This window comes from Bradyrhizobium sp. JYMT SZCCT0180, from assembly GCF_018130165.1.
In the GTDB taxonomy this organism is placed as follows: Bacteria; Pseudomonadota; Alphaproteobacteria; order Rhizobiales; family Xanthobacteraceae; genus Bradyrhizobium.
The window spans coordinates 1-17,900 of record NZ_JAFCLZ010000009.1 but is presented as its reverse complement, the minus strand read 5'-3'; the positions used below and the strand labels follow the sequence as shown (position 1 = coordinate 17,900).

Annotated in this window: 14 protein-coding genes and 1 pseudogene; 2 read left to right on the top strand and 13 right to left on the bottom strand. The window is 63.6% G+C overall.

What is annotated here, in order from left to right; all coding sequences use genetic code 11:
* Positions 1–41: 41 nt before the first annotated feature.
* The 7 genes from JQ641_RS14830 to JQ641_RS14800 form a co-directional block, all read right to left on the bottom strand.
* A complete protein-coding gene (locus JQ641_RS14830) occupies positions 42–281 on the bottom strand; it encodes a twin-arginine translocase TatA/TatE family subunit (RefSeq protein WP_192739514.1) in 240 nt (79 codons plus the stop codon).
* A 230-nt stretch (positions 282–511) separates the two neighbouring features.
* Positions 512–1,243, bottom strand: coding sequence for an SMC-Scp complex subunit ScpB (gene scpB, locus JQ641_RS14825; protein WP_192739515.1), 732 nt, complete (start codon positions 1,241–1,243; stop codon positions 512–514).
* A gap of 21 nt (positions 1,244–1,264) precedes the next feature.
* On the bottom strand, positions 1,265–2,095 hold the full coding sequence (locus JQ641_RS14820) for a segregation and condensation protein A (RefSeq protein WP_192739516.1): 831 nt from the start codon (positions 2,093–2,095) through the stop codon (positions 1,265–1,267).
* Positions 2,092–3,114 carry a beta-N-acetylhexosaminidase gene (gene nagZ, locus JQ641_RS14815; RefSeq protein WP_211996702.1) on the bottom strand — a complete coding sequence of 341 codons (1,023 nt, stop codon included), beginning with the start codon at positions 3,112–3,114 and terminating at the stop codon, positions 2,092–2,094. The genes JQ641_RS14820 and nagZ overlap by 4 nt, the downstream gene beginning before the upstream one ends.
* A gap of 47 nt (positions 3,115–3,161) precedes the next feature.
* Entirely contained in the window at positions 3,162–4,616 is a 1,455-nt protein-coding gene (locus tag JQ641_RS14810; protein WP_211996701.1) for an SPOR domain-containing protein, read from the bottom strand.
* 120 nt (positions 4,617–4,736) lie between these two features.
* Positions 4,737–6,530, bottom strand: coding sequence for an arginine--tRNA ligase (gene argS / locus JQ641_RS14805; protein WP_211996700.1), 1,794 nt, complete (start codon positions 6,528–6,530; stop codon positions 4,737–4,739).
* 25 nt (positions 6,531–6,555) lie between these two features.
* Positions 6,556–7,764, bottom strand: coding sequence for a deoxyguanosinetriphosphate triphosphohydrolase (locus JQ641_RS14800; protein WP_211996699.1), 1,209 nt, complete (start codon positions 7,762–7,764; stop codon positions 6,556–6,558).
* A 107-nt stretch (positions 7,765–7,871) separates the two neighbouring features.
* Here JQ641_RS14800 and erpA point away from each other — a divergent pair, with 107 nt between their 5' ends.
* On the top strand, positions 7,872–8,201 hold the full coding sequence (gene erpA / locus JQ641_RS14795) for an iron-sulfur cluster insertion protein ErpA (protein WP_192739521.1): 330 nt from the start codon (positions 7,872–7,874) through the stop codon (positions 8,199–8,201).
* Between the two features lie 16 nt (positions 8,202–8,217).
* On the opposite strand, the gene JQ641_RS14790 is transcribed toward erpA, so the two are convergent.
* Genes JQ641_RS14790 through JQ641_RS14780 form a run of 3 tightly spaced genes read right to left on the bottom strand, consistent with a single transcriptional unit; the run spans position 8,218 to position 13,337 of the window.
* A complete protein-coding gene (locus JQ641_RS14790; protein ID WP_249150454.1) occupies positions 8,218–9,057 on the bottom strand; it encodes an amidohydrolase family protein in 840 nt (279 codons plus the stop codon).
* A gap of 17 nt (positions 9,058–9,074) precedes the next feature.
* Positions 9,075–12,203, bottom strand: a complete 3,129-nt coding sequence (locus JQ641_RS14785; protein WP_211996698.1) for an efflux RND transporter permease subunit — start codon at positions 12,201–12,203, stop codon at positions 9,075–9,077.
* Between the two features lie 3 nt (positions 12,204–12,206).
* Positions 12,207–13,337 (bottom strand): efflux RND transporter periplasmic adaptor subunit, encoded by a 1,131-nt coding sequence (locus JQ641_RS14780; RefSeq protein ID WP_211996697.1) that lies wholly within the window; start codon positions 13,335–13,337, stop codon positions 12,207–12,209.
* A 157-nt stretch (positions 13,338–13,494) separates the two neighbouring features.
* Between JQ641_RS14780 and xth the strand changes: the two genes are divergently transcribed.
* Positions 13,495–14,286 (top strand): exodeoxyribonuclease III, encoded by a 792-nt coding sequence (gene xth, locus JQ641_RS14775; protein ID WP_192739524.1) that lies wholly within the window; start codon positions 13,495–13,497, stop codon positions 14,284–14,286.
* Positions 14,287–14,340: 54 nt separating this feature from the next.
* Here the strand turns inward: xth and JQ641_RS14770 are convergent, their stop codons facing one another.
* The 3 genes and pseudogenes from JQ641_RS14770 to JQ641_RS14760 all read right to left on the bottom strand — a co-directional run bounded on the left by JQ641_RS14770 (position 14,341) and on the right by JQ641_RS14760 (position 17,366).
* Complete coding sequence (locus JQ641_RS14770) at positions 14,341–15,201, bottom strand: tetratricopeptide repeat protein (protein WP_192739525.1); 861 nt, start codon at positions 15,199–15,201, stop codon at positions 14,341–14,343.
* Positions 15,188–15,826 (bottom strand): annotated as a pseudogene (locus JQ641_RS14765) (dihydroxy-acid dehydratase domain-containing protein); the annotation flags it as partial. The gene JQ641_RS14770 and the pseudogene JQ641_RS14765, both read right to left, overlap by 14 nt.
* Before the next feature lie 298 nt (positions 15,827–16,124).
* Complete coding sequence (locus JQ641_RS14760; RefSeq protein WP_211996695.1) at positions 16,125–17,366, bottom strand: cytochrome P450; 1,242 nt, start codon at positions 17,364–17,366, stop codon at positions 16,125–16,127.
* Positions 17,367–17,900 lie beyond the last annotated feature (534 nt).

Genomic DNA, 17,900 nt, shown 5'->3' with positions numbered 1-17,900 from the left:
GGGCACCGGTCCGCGCCGAACCGGCGCGTTCAAGCAAACCGTCAGACAGCCTTGCTGCCGACATCGGTGCGAGCCGCCGTCGGCGCCGCATTGTGATCGATGGTCTTGGTCGGCTCGACCGCGGGCTTTTCCGCAGGCTTGTCATCGTCCTGCAAGCCTTTCTTGAAGGACTTGATGCCCTGCGCGACGTCGCCCATCAGGTCCGAAATCTTGCCGCGGCCGAACAACAGCAGGACCACTGCGATCACGACGATCCAGTGCCAAATGCTAAGCGAACCCATCCTGCAACCCTCCAAAAGAGACGGCCGGCATCCGGCCCAAGCTTTGCCGGAAGGTAGGCCCGGGAGGTGTCAAAAACAAGGACCCAAGCCGCGGCAAATCGCTGTCGCAGCTACGTATTATTGCTACCGTTAATCCGTTTTCGAGGACCAACCGGCCCCTAGCGGAACAGGCCCCGAACCGGGCCCGTTTTACTTTGCATGGGGTTGTTTTCGATATTTTTGTCCACGCCTCAGCTTTCGCTGGGGGTCTCGGGCTCGGCCGCGGGCGCCAGCAGGAGTTCCAGGGTGTCGCCGGCATCCAGCGGATCCTCGTCCTCGCGCAGCGCCACGTCGTCCGAAGGCGTCGGAACGCTGAAGCCGGAAGGCAGCCGCGAATCCAGCAGGCCGGTGCCCTTCAGCTCTTCCAGGCCCGGCAGATCGCCGAGCGCTTCGAGGCTGAACTGCGACAGGAACCCATCTGTGGTGCCGAAGGTCAGCGGACGGCCCGGCGTCTTGCGGCGGCCGCGGGGACGGATCCAGCCGGTCTCCAGCAACACATCCAGCGTGCCCTTGGAAGTGATCACGCCGCGGATTTCCTCGATCTCGGCGCGCGTCACCGGCTGGTGGTAGGCGATGATCGCGAGCACCTCGATGGCCGCACGCGACAGGCGCCGCGTTTCCGTGCTCTCCCGCGTCATCAGCCACGACAAATCGCCGGCGGTGCGGAACGTCCACTTGTTCGCGACCCGCACCAGATTGACGCCGCGCGTGGCGTATTCCGCCTGCAATTGCGCCAAAGCGACCTTGACGTCGACGCCGTCGGGCATCCGCTTGGCCAGCGCGGCCTGATCGACCGGCTCGGCGGAGGCGAACAACAGCGCTTCCAGCAGCCGCAATTCTTCGGGCCTCGCTTCGGGCTCGTTCGTGGGATCGACGGAATGTTCCTCGGCTTCTTCCATGCGCTTTTCCGCGAGGCTCGCCATGGCTAGGTCTCCTTCTTCCACTTACTCGACCGAGAGATCCGAGGCGGACATCGCCCCGGACGCTTGCGGCTGACGCTTACGAAAATACAGCGGCGCGAACGCCTCTTTCTGGTTCAATTCCATCTCACCTTCCCGCACCAGCTCGAGCGCTGCGGCAAAGGTGGAGGCAAATACCGTCGCCTTCTGCGAGGGATCGACAACATAACTGAGAAGAAATTCGTCGAGGCAGCTCCAGTCCTCGGCCATGCCGACCAGCCGCTCCAGCGAGGCGCGCGCTTCCGACAGCGACCACACTGTGCGCTTGGCCAGATGTACTGTTGCCAACACCTTCTGTTGACGCTGCGTGGCATAGGCCGTGAGCAGGTCGTACAGGGTCGCGGTGAATTTGGGGTGGCGAATTTCCGCGATCGATTCCGGATTGCCGCGCGGGAAAATATCGCGCTGGAACTGCGGCCGGTTCATCAGCCGGTTGGCCGCCTCGCGGATGGCTTCCAGCCGGCGCAGCCGGTTGGCCAGCGCGGTCGCCATCTCCTCGGCGCTCGGGCCGTCGGGCGTCGCCGGTTCGGGCAGCAGCAGCCGCGATTTCAGGAACGCCAGCCAGGCCGCCATGACAAGGTAGTCGGCCGCGAGTTCGAGGCGAATCTTTCGCGCCGCCTCGATGAAGACGAGATACTGGTCGGCCAGCGCCAGGATCGAAATTTTGGACAGATCGACCTTCTGTTGCCGCGCCAGCGTCAGCAACAGGTCGAGCGGACCTTCATAGCCCTCGACGTCGACGACCAGCGAGGGCTCGCTGTCGGTGCCGTCAGCGGCGGGCCGTCCGGTCTCAAACGATAGAATCTCCGCGGTCATACCGTCCCTACCCGATCCATCAACGCGTCCAGTTCAGCCCGCGCCGCCTGCCGGTCGAGCGGAAGAGGCGCTTTTCGCGAGGCCAGCGCCCGGTTGGCGCGATTAAGTGCCTCGCCCGTCAGTTCCGGCGTCTCGGCTGCGACATCGCGCATTTCGTCGAGCTTGCCGTTGCAATGCAAAACCATGTCGCAGCCGGCGTTGACGATGGCTCGGGTCCGCTCGGCGATCGATCCCGCCAATGCATTCATGGACACGTCATCACTCATCAACAAACCTTGGAACCCGATTACGCCGCGAATCACCTGCTGGATGATTGTCGCAGAAGTCGTCGCCGGATGGACGGGGTCTAGCGCGCTAAACACAACATGTGCGGTCATCGCCATCGGCAGGTCCGCCAGCGGTTGAAAGGCGGCAAAATCGGTCCGATCGAGCTCTTCCCTCGTCGAATCAACCGTCGGCAGCCGAAAATGGCTGTCCGCTGTGGCCCTTCCATGGCCGGGAATGTGCTTCAGGACCGGCAACACCCCGCCCTGCTCCAGCCCCTCGGTGACGGCACGGGCGATCGCGGCCACTTTGCCCGGCTCGGTTCCATAGGCCCTGTTCCCAATGACGGCGTCAGCCCCCGCAATCGGCACATCTGCGAGCGGCAGGCAGTCCACCGTGATTCCGAGGTCGATCAGGTCGGCTGCGATCAGCCGTGAGCTCAAACGGGCGGCCTTGAAGCCCAATTTGGAGTCAATGTCGTACAGCGCCCCAAAGACGGCGCCTGGCGGATAGACCGGCCAATGCGGCGGTCCGAGCCGCTGCACCCGCCCGCCTTCCTGATCGATCAGGACCGGCGCATCGGCGTTTCCAACCAAATCGCGCAATTCGCCAACCAGCGAAGCAACTTGCGCCGGGGTCTCAATGTTGCGTTTGAATAGGATGAAGCCCCATGGCAGCTCGGCACGGACAAACGCGCGCTCGTCAGCGCTCAATTCCAGTCCGGATATGCCTGTGATGAATGCACGGCTGCTCATGGGGGCCGATTAGGCCCCTCACAGCTCCCGGGTCAAGGAAACGGCCGTTAATTCTTGAGGATGACGCACTGTCCACCGGCGGTTTTCAGGTTGCCGCACAGCTGCGCCGCCTCCTCCTGCGAACCAAACGGTCCGACCATCGAGCGGTAAACGACGCCCTTATCGCCAAGATCCGCCCGCCTGATCGAAGCCGAACGCGTCCCCAGCACGGATGGATACTTGCCCTGCAGCGCCCGGTAGGAAGCCAGCGCATCGGCCTCGTTCTTCTGCGAGGAGACCTGGACGAGGTATCCGACGCCGGAAGGCGCAGCCTGCGCCGGATTGGTTCCGGCGACACGGGTGGGCGCCGGATCGGGCGCTGCGCCGCCTTGCGGCGTCAGCGCGAGCGGGCCATTAGCGCTGGCGTTGGCGGATGCCGGGTTGCGCGGCGCCGCAGTCGGGGCTGGCGCCGGTGCGGCCGTACGGGCAGCCGGCGCGGGCTTTGCCGCCCCTGCAGGAACGCCACCATTATCGGCATCGCCCTTGACGGCAAGGGTCTTGACCTTGCGCGGTTCATTGTTCGGCAGGGAGCCGTTCGCGGCGGTCGCTGGCGACGGAGCGGCTGGAGAGACGCTTGCGACCGAGGGCGGGCTGCCATTCTGGTTCAGCGGCGGAAACACCACGCGCGGGCCGGACCTAGAGTTGACGTCGACCGGAGCCTCTTCACGCGAAACGATCTTTTCGCCGCCATCACCGGGCACCATGCGGTCCGGTGTCTTGCCCGAGGCGCCATCGCCGGGCGTCGCCATGACCTTGGTCGGGCTGTTGTCGGCCTTGATGATCGGCGGCTCGCCGCTGCGCGGTGAACCGACATAGGTTCGATAGGCGAAGGCAGCCCCCGTCCCGACCACGGCCAGCGCCAGAACGGCGGCGACCGTGATCAAGCCGTTGCTGCGCTTGCGCGGCGGCTCCGGCTCTTCCTCATAATCACTCTGATAGGCGTAGGGATCATCCGGAAACGCCGGATCCCGCGCAAATTCATGCTGGCCGGATTCCAGCTGGCCATACAGCGCGTCGTCATACCGCGAGGGATCCACCGGCTGCTCGTCCGCGTATTGCTGCGCCGGCGCGTGATGGTCCTGTTCATGTGCCGCCGGCTGCTGAGCCGCGTAGCGGTGCAAGGGATGCACGGGGCTGGGCTGATATTCCGGCTCCGGCTCTTCGTATTCCTGTTGTGGTGGCGGTGGCGGCGCATCGTGCCTGGCGCGCTGCATCCATGGCGGCGGGCCCGCGGCCACGTTGACCTCTTCCTCGTCCACGGCGTCGTATTGCGGGCGCACGTTAGCCCGCGACTGCAGCGGGTGCGGGGTCTTGGCGCCGCTGCTAAACGGATCGGACTGCCCGATCAGCCGCGCCAGTTCCGCCAGCGGATCGCTGTCGCCCCTAGCCGGGGCAGCCGGGTTCGCGCCGCGATCATCGTCGGCGTCGGAAGGAAAAGGTCGTTCCTGATATCGATTAGCCATCGTGAAGATGCATCCCCTTCGGGACAGCGCCAACCCGCCATGACCATACGAGCCATGAATACGAATTGGCTCCTGCCAGATACCCTCACAATCCCCATTGCGAGGGCCTATGCCCCTTGCCTACCGCATCTCGGTCGGAGCGTGGACGCCGAGAACGGCTAAGCCCGATGCCAGAACCGAGACGACGCCCTGGACCATTGCCAGTCGCGCCCTCGTAATGTGTGCATCATTAGTGATAATGAAGCGTAAATAGGGCAAATCCCGCCCCCTGGTCCAAAGCGCGTGAAATTCACTCGCGAGATCATAGAGGTAAAAAGCGATTCGGTGGGGTTCATGCGCCACCGCCGCCGCCTCGATCATCCGGGGATAGAGCGCCAGCTGCTTCAGCAGGCTGAGTTCCGCAGGGTCCGTCAGCCGCTCCACCGCGGCATCCCCGAGATAGGCCGCCCGGGCGGAATCGCTCTCCGGCAGGTCGGGAACCATTTCCCGGGCGTTCTTGAAGATCGAATGGCCGCGGGCATGGCCGTACTGGACGTAGAACACCGCGTTGTCCTTGGACTGCTCGATCACCTTGGCAAGGTCGAAATCCAGCACCGCGTCGTTCTTGCGGAACAGCATCATGAAGCGCACGGCGTCCGAGCCGACCTCGTCGACCACCTCGCGCAAGGTGACGAACTCGCCGGAGCGCTTTGACATCTTCACAGGCTCGCCGTCGCGCAGCAGCTTGACCAGTTGCACGATCTTGACGTCGAGGGCCGCCTTGCCCGAGGTCACGGCCTTGACCGCGGCCTGCATGCGCTTGATGTAGCCGCCATGATCGGCGCCGAACACGTCGATCAGGTTGGTGAAGCCGCGATCGAACTTGTTCTTGTGGTTGGCGATGTCGGACGCGAAATAAGTATAGCCGCCATCCGACTTGATCAGCGGACGATCGACATCGTCTCCGAATGCGGTGGCCCGAAACAGCGTTTGCTCACGGTCCTCGTAGTCGTCGACTACCTTGCCTTTGGGCGGCGCCAGGCGGCCTTCATAGACATCGCCTTTGGAGCGCAGATAGTCGATGGTCTCGGTGACCTTGTTGTTGCCGGTCTCGATCAGCGAGCGCTCCGAGAAAAACACATCATGCTTGATGTGGAGCGCTGCGAGATCGCCCTTGATCATCTCCATCATCATGTCGATGGCCTTGAGGCGCACGATCGGCAGCCAGGCGTTTTCCGGCATCGCCTTGAGCTTGTCGCCGTATTCGGCGGCAAGCTCCTGCCCAACCGGCACGAGATAATCGCCGGGATACAGGCCTTCCGGTATCGCACCGATGTCTTCACCGAGCGCTTCGCGGTAGCGCAGATACGCCGAGCGGCCGAGCACATCGACCTGCGCGCCGGCGTCGTTGATGTAATATTCGCGCGTGACGTCATAGCCAGCGAACTGCAGCAGGCTGCACAAGGCATCGCCGAACACCGCGCCCCGGCAATGGCCGACATGCATCGGCCCGGTCGGATTGGCCGAGACATATTCGACATTCACCTTTTCGCCGCCGCCAATCGCGCTCTGGCCGTACGTGACACCCTCGCGCAGTACCGTGCGCAGCGCATCGGCCCACACCTCTGGCTTCAAGGTGAGATTGATGAAACCCGGCCCGGCGACTTCGACGGAGGCGATCAGATCATCCGCGCGCAGTTTCTCGGCGAACTTGTCGGCGAGATCGCGCGGCTTTGCCTTGGCTTCCTTGGCGAGCACCATCGCGGCATTGGTCGCCATGTCGCCATGGGTCGCGTCGCGCGGCGGCTCGACCACGACGCGGGAGAAATCGATGCCGGCGGGCCAATTTTCTTCGGCCGCAAGCGCGGCACAAATCCTGTGCACGCGCGCGAGCACATCGGCAAAAAGATGCGGAGAAGTGGGTTTTTCGGCCATTTTTTCTAAGTTCCTGGGCCGCCGCCTAACGCAAATCCGGGGTCGAGTCAAAAAGCCTTTGGTGCTCGATCAGGGCGAAGCGGTCGGTCATCCCGGCAATGAAATTGCCGATCCGGCGGGCACGCCCGGCTTCGGTCTCCTGCTCGGTACCCTCGACCCACTCGGCCGGCAAGTCGCCCGGCGACTTCTGGTAGCGCGCGAACAGGTCGAACACGATCTGCTCCGCCTCGCCCATCACCCGCATCACCCGCTTGTGGCGGTACATCCGCAGCTTCAGGAACGCCTTGATCTCGGCCTCCTCCGCAGCCACTGCGGGAGGAAACGCGACCAGCGGCTGATTGTGGTGGCGCACATCATGGGCCGATTGCGGCTTGGCCGCCTCGAGCCGCCTGCCTGCCTCGGCGACGACAGCCGAGATCATGTAGGAGATCAGCTCGCGCACCAATTCCGCCCCGCGCCTGACGTCATCGAGATCAGGATAGTGCTTGCCGATGTCGGCGATGATGGCGGCCGTGAGCGGCATCACCTTGAGGTCGTCGACGCCAAACAGGCCCGCGCGCAGGCCGTCATCGATATCGTGGGCGTCATAGGCGATGTCGTCGGCGAAGGCTGCAACCTGGGCCTCCAGCGAGGCGTAGGTCCACAGCTCAAGATCATATTTGCGGTTGAAATCGGCGATCCCGACCGGAATCCCGCTGTCGCTGTAACGTCCGGCCGGGTCCCCGCTCCGCATCGTCAGCGGGCCGTTGTGCTTGACGATGCCCTCCAGCGATTCCCAGCTCAGATTGAGCCCGTCGAACTCGGGGTAGCGATGTTCCAGCGAGGTCACGACGCGCAGGGTCTGGGCGTTGTGATCGAAGCCGCCATGGGCCGCCAGGCATTTGTCCAGCGCCCGCTCCCCGGCGTGGCCGAACGGGGGATGGCCGAGATCGTGGGCCAGCGCCAGCGTCTCGGTGAGGTCCTCGTCGAGCCCGAGCTGGCGGGCCAGCGCGCGGGCGATCTGGGCCACCTCCAGCGAATGGGTCAGCCTCGTGCGGTAATGATCGCCTTCATGGAACACGAAGACTTGAGTTTTGTGCTTCAGGCGGCGGAAGGCGGTGGAATGGATCACCCGGTCGCAGTCGCGCCGGAACGGGCTGCGGGTCTTGCTCGGCGGCTCCGTAAACAGCCGGCCGCGGCTGCGATCGGGATCGCAGGCATAGTGCGCGCGGGGGGCAGCCATTCCGACCGACACGTTTTTTTAGTCCTTATCCATTTGATTCTGCGAGATTACATACTTAACTATGGGGAGCGCGGGATACCAAATGAATTGGGTATGACGCCTTCGACCGGAGACCACGCATGACCACTGCCATCACCGTCAGCGAGCGGGCCGCCCGCCGCATCGGGCAAATCCTCAAGACCGAGGGCGACGGCGCCATGCTGCGCATCTCCGTCGAAGGTGGCGGCTGCTCCGGCTTCCAGTACAAGTTCGATGTCGAGCACGCCCAGGCCGAGGACGATCTGGTGATCGCGCGCGAGGGCGCGGTGGTGCTGGTCGATCCGGCATCGGTGCCGTTCCTGGCCGGCTCGGAGGTCGATTTCGTCGACGACCTGATCGGCGCGTCGTTCCGGGTGGTCAATCCGAACGCCACCGCCTCCTGCGGCTGCGGCACCAGTTTTTCGATCTGAGCGACATCAGCGCGACCTAACGCTTGTCGGCGAACAGCGCCTTCGCATTGCCGCTCGCGATCTGCTCGGCGATTTTTGGCGATAGCTGTGCCAGCCATGCGCGATAGCTCGCCATGATCTCACCATAGCTCGCCCAGCGCTCCGGCACCCAGGTGTCCGAACCGAGCAGGAAGCGATCGGGATAGCGTTCGAACAGCGTCCGCCACTCAGCCGTCAGCTTGCCCGCGCCGTCGGTGATGCCGCTGCGATACGACAACTCTCCCCACAGCTTTGGGTATTTCGACAGCATCACCGTGACGCGATCGGTCGACAGCCCAAAGCCGGTATGCGCCCAGATGATCCGGGCCTTCGGATTGTCCCGCATCAGGATCTCGACCGCCTCGTCATCGGCATGGGCGTGCAGGTAGAGGTCGTTGGCGACGGCAAAATCGACGGTCTTCTTCACCCACTCGTTTTCCGCCGACTTGCCCGACAGATGGAATTCGCCGATGCCGCGGTAATAGCCGCGCTTGAATTCGTCCTGCACGAGATCGAAGATCACGGGATCGCCGAACCAGCTCTGGATATCTGACCGGACGCGGTACGGCCGGATGAAAGGCACGACCTGCAGGCCCTCGGCCTTCGCATCCACCAGCGCATGCGTTCCGCTGTTCGGGCGGCTGGTCGCTAGGATGCCGGTGACGCGATGCTTCTTGAACAGCGCGAGCACCTCGTCGAGCTGGTAATAGGGCTTTGGTTCCCAATTGTAATGCAGATGCGCGTCGAAGATTTCGATCGGCTCGGCGGCGACCGCCCTCGTCCCGGCACTCCACGCAAGCGCGATCAGGACAACGACGCATCGCAAGGCGGTCCGCATTGCCCGCGCCGGGACCATTACTCGGCCGCGACCACGTGCGGCCGCTTGTCGTCGCCGGTTTCTTCGAGCTGCGGCTCGAGCCGGCGCTTCAGGCGGCGGTCGATGCGGTCGAGATAGATGTAGATCACCGGGGTGATGTACAGCGTCAGCAGTTGCGACAGGCACAGACCGCCGACCACGGCGACGCCGAGCGGCTGGCGCAGCTCGGCGCCCGCGCCGGCGCCGAGCGCGATCGGCAGCGTGCCGAAGATCGCGGCGAACGTCGTCATCATGATGGGGCGGAAACGCAGCAGCGCGGCTTCCCGGATCGCATGTTCTGCACTGAGGCCGACGCTGCGGCGCTCCAGCGCAAAGTCCACCATCATGATGGCGTTCTTCTTGACGATGCCGACCAGCATTACGATGCCGATCATCGCGATGACCGACATCTCCATTCCGAACAGCATCAGGGTCAGGATCGCGCCGATGCCGGCCGACGGCAGGCCGGAGATGATCGTGATCGGGTGGATGAAGCTCTCGTAGAGGATGCCGAGGATGACGAAGGCAGCGAACACGGCGGCGAGGATCAGGACGCCCTGCCCGCGCAGCGAATCCTGGAACACCTGCGCCGTGCCGGAGAAGCCGGTGGCGATGGTCGCCGGCAGATTGGAGCTCTGCTCGAGCGTGGTGATCTTGTCGACCGCATAGCCCAGCGAATAGCCGGGCGCGAGGTTGAACGAGATCGTCACCGCCGGCTGCTGCGCCTGGTGGTTGATTTGCAGCGGCCCCACCGTCGGAACCAGCTTTGCCACCGCCGACAGCGGAATGGTCTGGTTGTTCTGGGTCTTCATGTAGAGCCTGGACAGGTCGGACGGATCGACCCGGAACTGCGGCTGCACTTCGAGGATGATCTGGTAGTCGTTCGACGGCATGTAGATGGTGCCGACCTGACGCGAGCCGTAGGCGTTGTAGAGCTGGTTGCGAACCTGGTCGACGGTGACGCCGTAAACGGCGGCCTTCTCGCGGTCAATGTCGACCGTCATCTGCGGGTTCTTGATGTAGAGATCGGTGGTGACGTCGAGCAGGCCCGGCACCTTCTCGATCCTGTCGCGCATTTCCGGCGCCAGCCGGTACAGCGAGTCGGTGTCGCCGCTCTGCATCACGTACTGGTATTGGCTCTTGGAAATCCGCCCGCCGATATTGAGGTTCTGGATCGGCTGGAAGAACGCCTGCATGCCTGGAATCTGGCGGGCCTTGCCCCGCAGCCGCCCGATGATCGTCGTGAGGTTGTCGCGTTCCTTCTTCGGCTTCAGCGCGATGAACAGGCGCCCGTAATTCGCCGTCGCGTTCGGTCCGCCGGCACCGACGGTGGAGTTGATGTATTCGACCGCGGGATCGCCTCTCAGCACCGCCACCAGCGCCTGCTGCCGCTCCTTCATCGCATCGAAGGACGTGTCGGTCGCGGCCTCGGTCACGCCGATCAGGAAGCCGGTGTCCTCCTGCGGAAAGAAGCCCTTCGGCACGATCATATAGAGGTAGACGGTGCCGCCCAGCGTCGCCAGCGTCACGGCCAGCATCAGCGCCTTGCGCGCCAGCACCCAGTCGAGCGTCCATTCATAGGCACGCAGCCAGGATTCGAACATCGTCTCGAAACCGCGAAGCACGATGTTCGGCTTCTTGTTCGGGTCGTGCGCCCGCAACACGCGCGCGCACAGCATCGGCGTCAAGGTCAGCGAAACGAATCCCGACACGATGATCGCGACCGATACCGTCACCGCAAACTCGCGGAACACCCGGCCAACGATACCACCCATCAGCAGCACCGGGATGAACACGGCGATCAGCGAGAAAGTGATCGAAATGATCGTGAAGCCGATCTCGCGCGCGCCTTTCAGCGCCGCCTCGAACGGCTGCATCCCCCGCTCGATATGGCGGACGATGTTCTCCAGCATGACGATGGCGTCGTCGACCACGAACCCGACCGACAGGGTCAGCGCCAGCAGCGTCATGTTGTTGATCGAATAGTCGAGCGCGTACATCACCGCGCAGGTGCCGAACAGCGAGATCGGAACCGCCAGCGCCGGAATGAAGGTCGCGGACGCCGAGCGCAGGAACAGGAAGATGACGAGGATGACCAGCACGATCGCGATCAGCAGCGTCTCCTCGACGTCGGCGACCGCCTGACGGATGGATACCGAGCGATCCATCAGCACGTTGATCGACACCGATGGCGGGATCTGCGCCCGGAGCACCGGCAGTTTGGCCAGGATGCCATCGACCACCGCCACCGTGTTGGCGTCCGGCTGTTTCTGGATGCCGAGCACGATCGAGCGCTCGTCGTTCAGCCAGGTTGCGATCCGCTCGTTCTCGACGCTGTCGTAGATCTTTGCGACCTCGTCGAGCTTGACCGGCGAACCGTTGCGCCAGGCCACCACGATCTTGCTGTAGTCGGCCGCCTTGTCCATCTGGCCGGAGGCCTGCAGCGCGACGTCCTGCTTCGGTCCGTTCAGCGTGCCGACCGGGGTCGACGAATTGGCGGCCGAAACCGCGGCGCGGATGTCCTCGAGCGACAATCCGCGCGCCGCGGCGGCTTCCGGATCGGCCTGGACGCGAACGGCGAACTTCTGCGCACCGTAGACACTGACCTGCGCGACGCCCGGTATCTGCGACAAGGTCTGGCCAATGGTGATTTCACCATATTCGTTGACCGCCGACAGCGGCAGCGTCGGTGAACCAAGCACCACGAACAGGATCGCGAAATCGGCCGGGTTCACTTTTCGGAAACTCGGCGGGATGCGCATCTCGATCGGCAACCGCCGTTGCGCGATGGTCAGCGCCGTCTGCACGTCGAGCGCGGCGGAATCGATGTTGCGGTTGAGATCGAACTGGATCGTGATCGAGCTGGTGCCCTGCGAGGAATTCGACGACATCGAGGAGATGCCGGCGATGGTCGAGAGCTGGCGCTCGATGACGCCGGCCACAGATGATGCCATCGTCTCCGCGCTCGCGCCCGGCAAGGTCGCGGTCACGGCGATCGTCGGGAAGTCGACCCGCGGCAGCGCCGATACCGGCAGCAGGCGGAAGCCGAAGATGCCGAATGCAATGATCGACGCCGTGATCAGCGTCGTCATGACCGGCCGGCGGATGCAGAGCTCCGAGAGCGTCATCGGCTACGCCCCCGCCTTCTTCGTCCGCGGTTCGACCCGCGTTCCGTCCGACAGCAGCAATTGTCCGTCGACCACCACGCTTTCGTCGCCGGCGAGGCCTTCTGAAATCACCGACATGCCCTGCGAGGTACGATCGACCGTGACCGATTGAACCTTGGCGGTGCCGTCCTTGACGACGAAGACGAAATTGCCGCTCTGGCTGCGCTGCACGGCGACCGTCGGAACCACGATCGCATCTTCGCTGCGGATCGTCAGCCTGGTCGCGACCAGGGTGCCCGGCCACAAGGTCTCATTCTCGTTGTTCATGATACCGCGCACGGTGACCATGCCGGTGGTGGCATCCACCGTGTTCTCGACCATCGCAACCTTGCCGCTTTCCGAGCGCTGATGACCCGGGATCGTCGCGGTCACCCCGGATGCCCCCTTCGCCATCGACTCGCGCAGATCGACCAGCACGCGCTGGGGGACGGCGAAAGTCACGTAGACCGGCGCCATCTGGTTGATGACGGCGAGCGCCGCGAGATCGGCCGGCCGCACGAAATTGCCGACCTTGACGTTGGCGGTACCGACCCGGCCCGAGAACGGTGCGCGGATCGTGGTGTAGCTTTTCTGGACCTTCAGATTGTCGAGCGCCGCCTGGTCGGCCTTGATGGTTCCAGCCAGGATGTCAGCCGTGGTCTTGGCGTTGTCGAGATTGACCTGCGTGGTGGCGCCCTTGCCGATCAGCTCGCTGTAGCGCCGGACATCGCGCAGCGCGCCTTCGAGCTGGGCCTGGTCCTTCGCCAGCACCCCCTCGGCCTGCTCGATCTGGGCGTCGATCTGGCGCGCATCGAGCGTGAACAGCAAGTCGCCTTCGTTGACCTTGGCGCCGTCCTGGAAATGGACCGACACGATGGTGGTCTCCAGCCGCGACTTCAGCGCCACGCTGGAGATCGGCGTGACGGTTCCGTTGGCATCGACATCGACGGGCACGGACTTGCGCTCCGCCTTCGCCAGTTCGACCGAGACCATCCGAGGGCGCTGCGGCCCCTGTGCGCTGGCGTTGCTCCCCATCCACGACGAGCGGGTTGTGTAGGCCGCGATGGCGACGATGCCGATAATGCCGGCAAAAAGTATCCAGTTACGCTTTTTCATAATTTTTCACGTCCGCCGGTCCGCAAAGGGCGGGACAGCTGCTCCCGGCCCCCTTGACGGCGACTTTTACGCCTTATTTCTAGATAGTTATCACAGCCTCGCGGCACATGGTATGCCACTGCAGCGAAAATGTGCGATTACAATCCGGGCTTTTGCAATGCGTATTGCTACGTGGAACGTCAATTCGGTTCGGCAACGGATCGACCATCTGCTGACCTGGCTGAAGGACTGCGCGCCTGACGTCGTCTGCCTGCAGGAAATCAAATGCATCGATGACGCCTTTCCGCGGCTCGAAATCGAGGCGCTCGGCTACAACGTCGTCACCCACGGTCAGAAGACCTTTAACGGCGTTGCGCTGTTGTCGAAGCTGCCTTTCGAGGAAACCAAATCCGGCCTCGCCGGCGACGACGAGGACGCCCATGCCCGTTTCCTTGAGGGCGTGATTCCCCTGAAGAAGGGCGTGCTGCGCATCGCCTGTCTTTATTTACCCAACGGCAACCCGCCAGATACGGACAAATATCCCTACAAACTCAAATGGATGTCGCGGCTTCTTGAATACTCGAGGGAGCGACTTAAAGCGGAGGAGCCGCTGATCCTGGCGGGCGATTTTAACGTCATTCCGGCGGCAGCCGACGTTTACAATCCCTCCGCCTGGGCCAAGGACGCCTTGTTCTTGCCGGCGACCCGCGAGGCCTTTCAATCCCTCCTCGGCCTCGGCCTGACCGACGCGCTGCGCGCCGTGAACGACGCTCCCGGGCAATACACGTTCTGGGACTATCAGGCCGGGGCCTGGCAGAAGAACTGGGGCATTCGGATCGACCATTTGCTGCTGTCGCCGCAGGCCAGCGACCGGCTCACCAATGTCGGCGTCGATAGCTACGTGCGTGCCTGGGAGAAGCCGTCGGACCATGTCCCGGTCTGGGCCGATCTCGATCTCGAAACCGCCTGAGCGAATTGGCGCCGCTCAAGGCAAGCCGCGGCAGCAACTAAGAGGCCGCGGGAATCAGTCCCGGCGGCCCTGCACCCAGTGCTCGAGCATCTGCAGCGCCATGGCGCGGTCGTCGCCAGAGGCTTTCGACATCGCCCGGGTGTAGCTTTCCTTGATCCAGGCCTCGTCCGGCGTCGCACTCTCGCTCGCCAGGGTCAGCCACATCAGCCCCCGCGCGCGCTGCGGCGGCAGCCGGTCGCCGTTGAACAGCATCTGTCCGAGCAGCGCCTGCGCCTGATGCTGGCCCTTCTGGGCGGCCAGACCAAGCCAGCGAGCGCCATAGCGGAAATCTTCCCGCGAAGCGTCCGGGGTCTTCAGATAGAGCCGCGCCAGGTCGTACTGGGCGTCGGCATTGCCGAAATAGGACGCGGCATAGGAGAACATCTCCCGCGCCCGCTCCCGGTCGACCTTGACCTTCGAATTGGGAATGCCGTTGAGATAGTACCGCCCCAGCGCCACGAACGCGTTGGCCACGATCGTCGCCTGAGGCGCCGACGGGCTATCCTCGGCGTGCTGGTTGGCAATGCGGCTGAAATATTCGAACGCCCGCAGGTCGTCCTGGGTGACGCCATCGCCGTTGGCATACATCCGGCCGAGCTTCCACTGCGCCACCGGATGACCGCCTTCAGCGGCGTATTGCAGGGAGGTCAGCGACGGCGCAGTGGCGGCGGCCGCCGCGGTTGCCGGCGGAATCGCCTTTTTTGCGCCTGGAATACCCAAGGCCTGGGCGTTCAACGCCTGGGCGGCGGGCTGGGAAACCACGGGAAGAGCGGCATCTTTGGGATTTACCGGCGCACCATCGAACGCGAATCCGGAGCCTGCCACCGGCGCGGCCCCTAACATCAACGCAAGAATGATACGCCTAGATGTCCGCATAACACTGTTTCTCGTGCGCACCGTCTGGATGGGAAACAGCGCCACCCATCGCCTGCCCGGTCCTTTGGGCGTCCTTCCACAGCGCAGCCGATTTGAGGTTAGTCGCTCGGGACTGCCGTTTGGTCTCATGTTCAGGGGCGTCGGCGCCGGTCAACTTTACGTTAAGACCCTCCGCGGCGTTCTCTTCGCGGTCCAAGCCGCGGACAGAACTTGAAAATTCAGAACCTGGAAATCTCGGCTTCGACATGCCCGCGACCTTCACGACCGCACCTTCCTGCGCAAAATCTTTTTGGCCAACGATACCGCCCGAGGCGGCCATCGGCTTTACGCTCTTGAGGTTTTCGGCGATCGTCCGGCCCGTGGCGGTAAGGCAATTCCCGCGCAGGTGGCCGTTGTCGAGCAGCGTCTTCATCAGAAGCGATATGCTCCCAATTTCCTGTATGTCTTTGGCAACATAACGGCCGCTCGGCTGCAAACCCGCGGCACACGGAGTCTTTTTGAAGATTTCCCCCGCGAAGATTTCGGCGAGGTCGATCGAATCGAAATGGACGCTGCATTGATCGGCGACAACAGGCAGGTGCGGTGCAGCATTGCCGGCGCCGAAGGAAGCCGCGACGACAGCGGCATAGGCTTGCGCGCGTGCGGGACCCGCCGTCACATGACAGCTCGGCAGCCTGTCCTTGATGTTGCTCCTTGCGTCCATCGCGAACCTGTTTCCCCAGCCGACTCGTCTTGGCGAGCGCTGTGGCCATCAGCCTATGAAGGCATGATTTCATGCAGGGGTGTGGCTAAAAAGCGGCGCAGGCAATAGCTGGCTGCTTTGACGGTTAAATGTTCAGGAACTGTTGCGGCCACGCAACAATCGTGGCAAGCGGGCAACGATCGATGGCACAACGCGCACAGGCTGTGGAACGAAATTTTCGCTACCCTTGCTTGGCGCCACCCGGGCCGCGTGTTTGCCTGATCGCCCTCACCGGCAGCCGATCGATCGCGCGCAGGCCGGGCCGCTTGCGCCATTTGATTTCGGATGGATCGACTGCCAGCGTCAGTTCGGGCCAGCGCCGGAACAGCGATTTGAGCGCGCATCGGCCTTCGATCCGCGCCAGCTGATGGCCGAGGCAAAAATGGATTCCGGTGCCGAACGCGATGTGTCGGTTGGGCCTGCGCTGCAGGTCGAGCCGCTCGGGATGCGGATTGGCTTGCGGGTCCATGTTGGCGGCGGCGAGCATCGCCATGACCTTTTCGCCCTTCCTCACCTGCACGCCGCCAAGATCGACATCCCGGCGCACATAGCGCGGCTTGGTGAATTGCACCGGCGTGATGAAGCGCAGAAATTCCTCGACCGCCAGATCGAGCCGGCTTTCGTCCTCACGCAGCCAGTCGCGCAGTCCGGGATTCTTCAGAAGCTCGAACGCCGATCCGCTGATCAAATGGGTCGTGGTCTCGTGGCCGGCGAACAGCAGCAGGAACACCATCGACACGATCTCCTCGCGGCTGATCTTCCCGCCGTCCTTTTCGACGCGCACGATCTCGGCGATCAAGCCCTGCCCGCCTTGCCGGCGAACGGTTTCCAGATGCTGCTCGACATAGCGCCGCATGGCAAAAATCTTCGGCATCATGCCGAGGAAGCCGAGCGCACCGGTGAAGCGGGTAAAGCCGCTGGCCCAGGCGGTGAATTTGGCGCGGTCGGCGAGCGGCAGCCCGAGCAGTTCGCAAATCACCGACAGCGGCAGCCGGCGCGCAAAGCGCTCGACGAGATCAGCCGGACTGCCATCGGCGAACAATTCATCGGCAAGCTGGTCGCCGATGGCCTGGATATGCGGTTCCATGTCGAGCACGGCGCGGCGGCGGAACGCTTCATCGACGATGTCGCGCAACCGCTTGTGGTCGGGCTCGTCCATCGACAGCATGCTGTTGGCGAGCGTGCGCACGATGCCCGGCATCCACCATTGCAGCCCGGCGACATTGCCATCGTCGCGGCGGATGGTGAAGGTCTCCGTATCCTTCAGCACCTGATCGGCGAGCGCTTGCGTGGTCGTGGCCCACACCTTGCCGATGATCGGAAAGCGCACCTCCACCACCGGCCCGGTACTGCGCAGCTTCTCGATCGCGGTGGCAGGATCGCGAAAGAACTCCTGGCTGGTGAAGTCTGCCTGTAAACTCATGCGCGGTTCCTTCGCTGCGGTCCGATGCCCGATATGCGAGCTCGAGGCAATAATTCCAGACCCAGTGAGTAACGTCATTGCGAGGAACGATAGCGACGAAGCAATCCATGCTTCCCGCGCGGAACGATGGATTGCATCGCTCCGCTCGCAATGACGGCGACGGAGCGGCTCCGCACAATGCTGTCATCCCCGCGCAGGCGGGGATCCAGTACGCCGCGGCTTCTCGGATCTGTCACGGACGCCTCTGGAATACTGGATCACCCGCCTGCGCGGGTGATGACAGCTGAATGTGGGTTCGCGTTCTCGCGACGCATTGCGCCCGAGCTTTGCCAGAAATTTCCTTGCCCTCGAAGATAGAGGGCGCAGGGAAGACCGGGTGCGCGCTGCACCCGCGGTCTCGTGTGCGATTTGCACTAAGTAGGCTGCACACGAGCATACAGGGCAGCGGAGAACACCCGGCCTTCCCTGCGCAATGGCTTTACGGCTTATGCCGTGATCTCCCCGGAGACGAGTTCTTGGTTGACTCCGTCACCA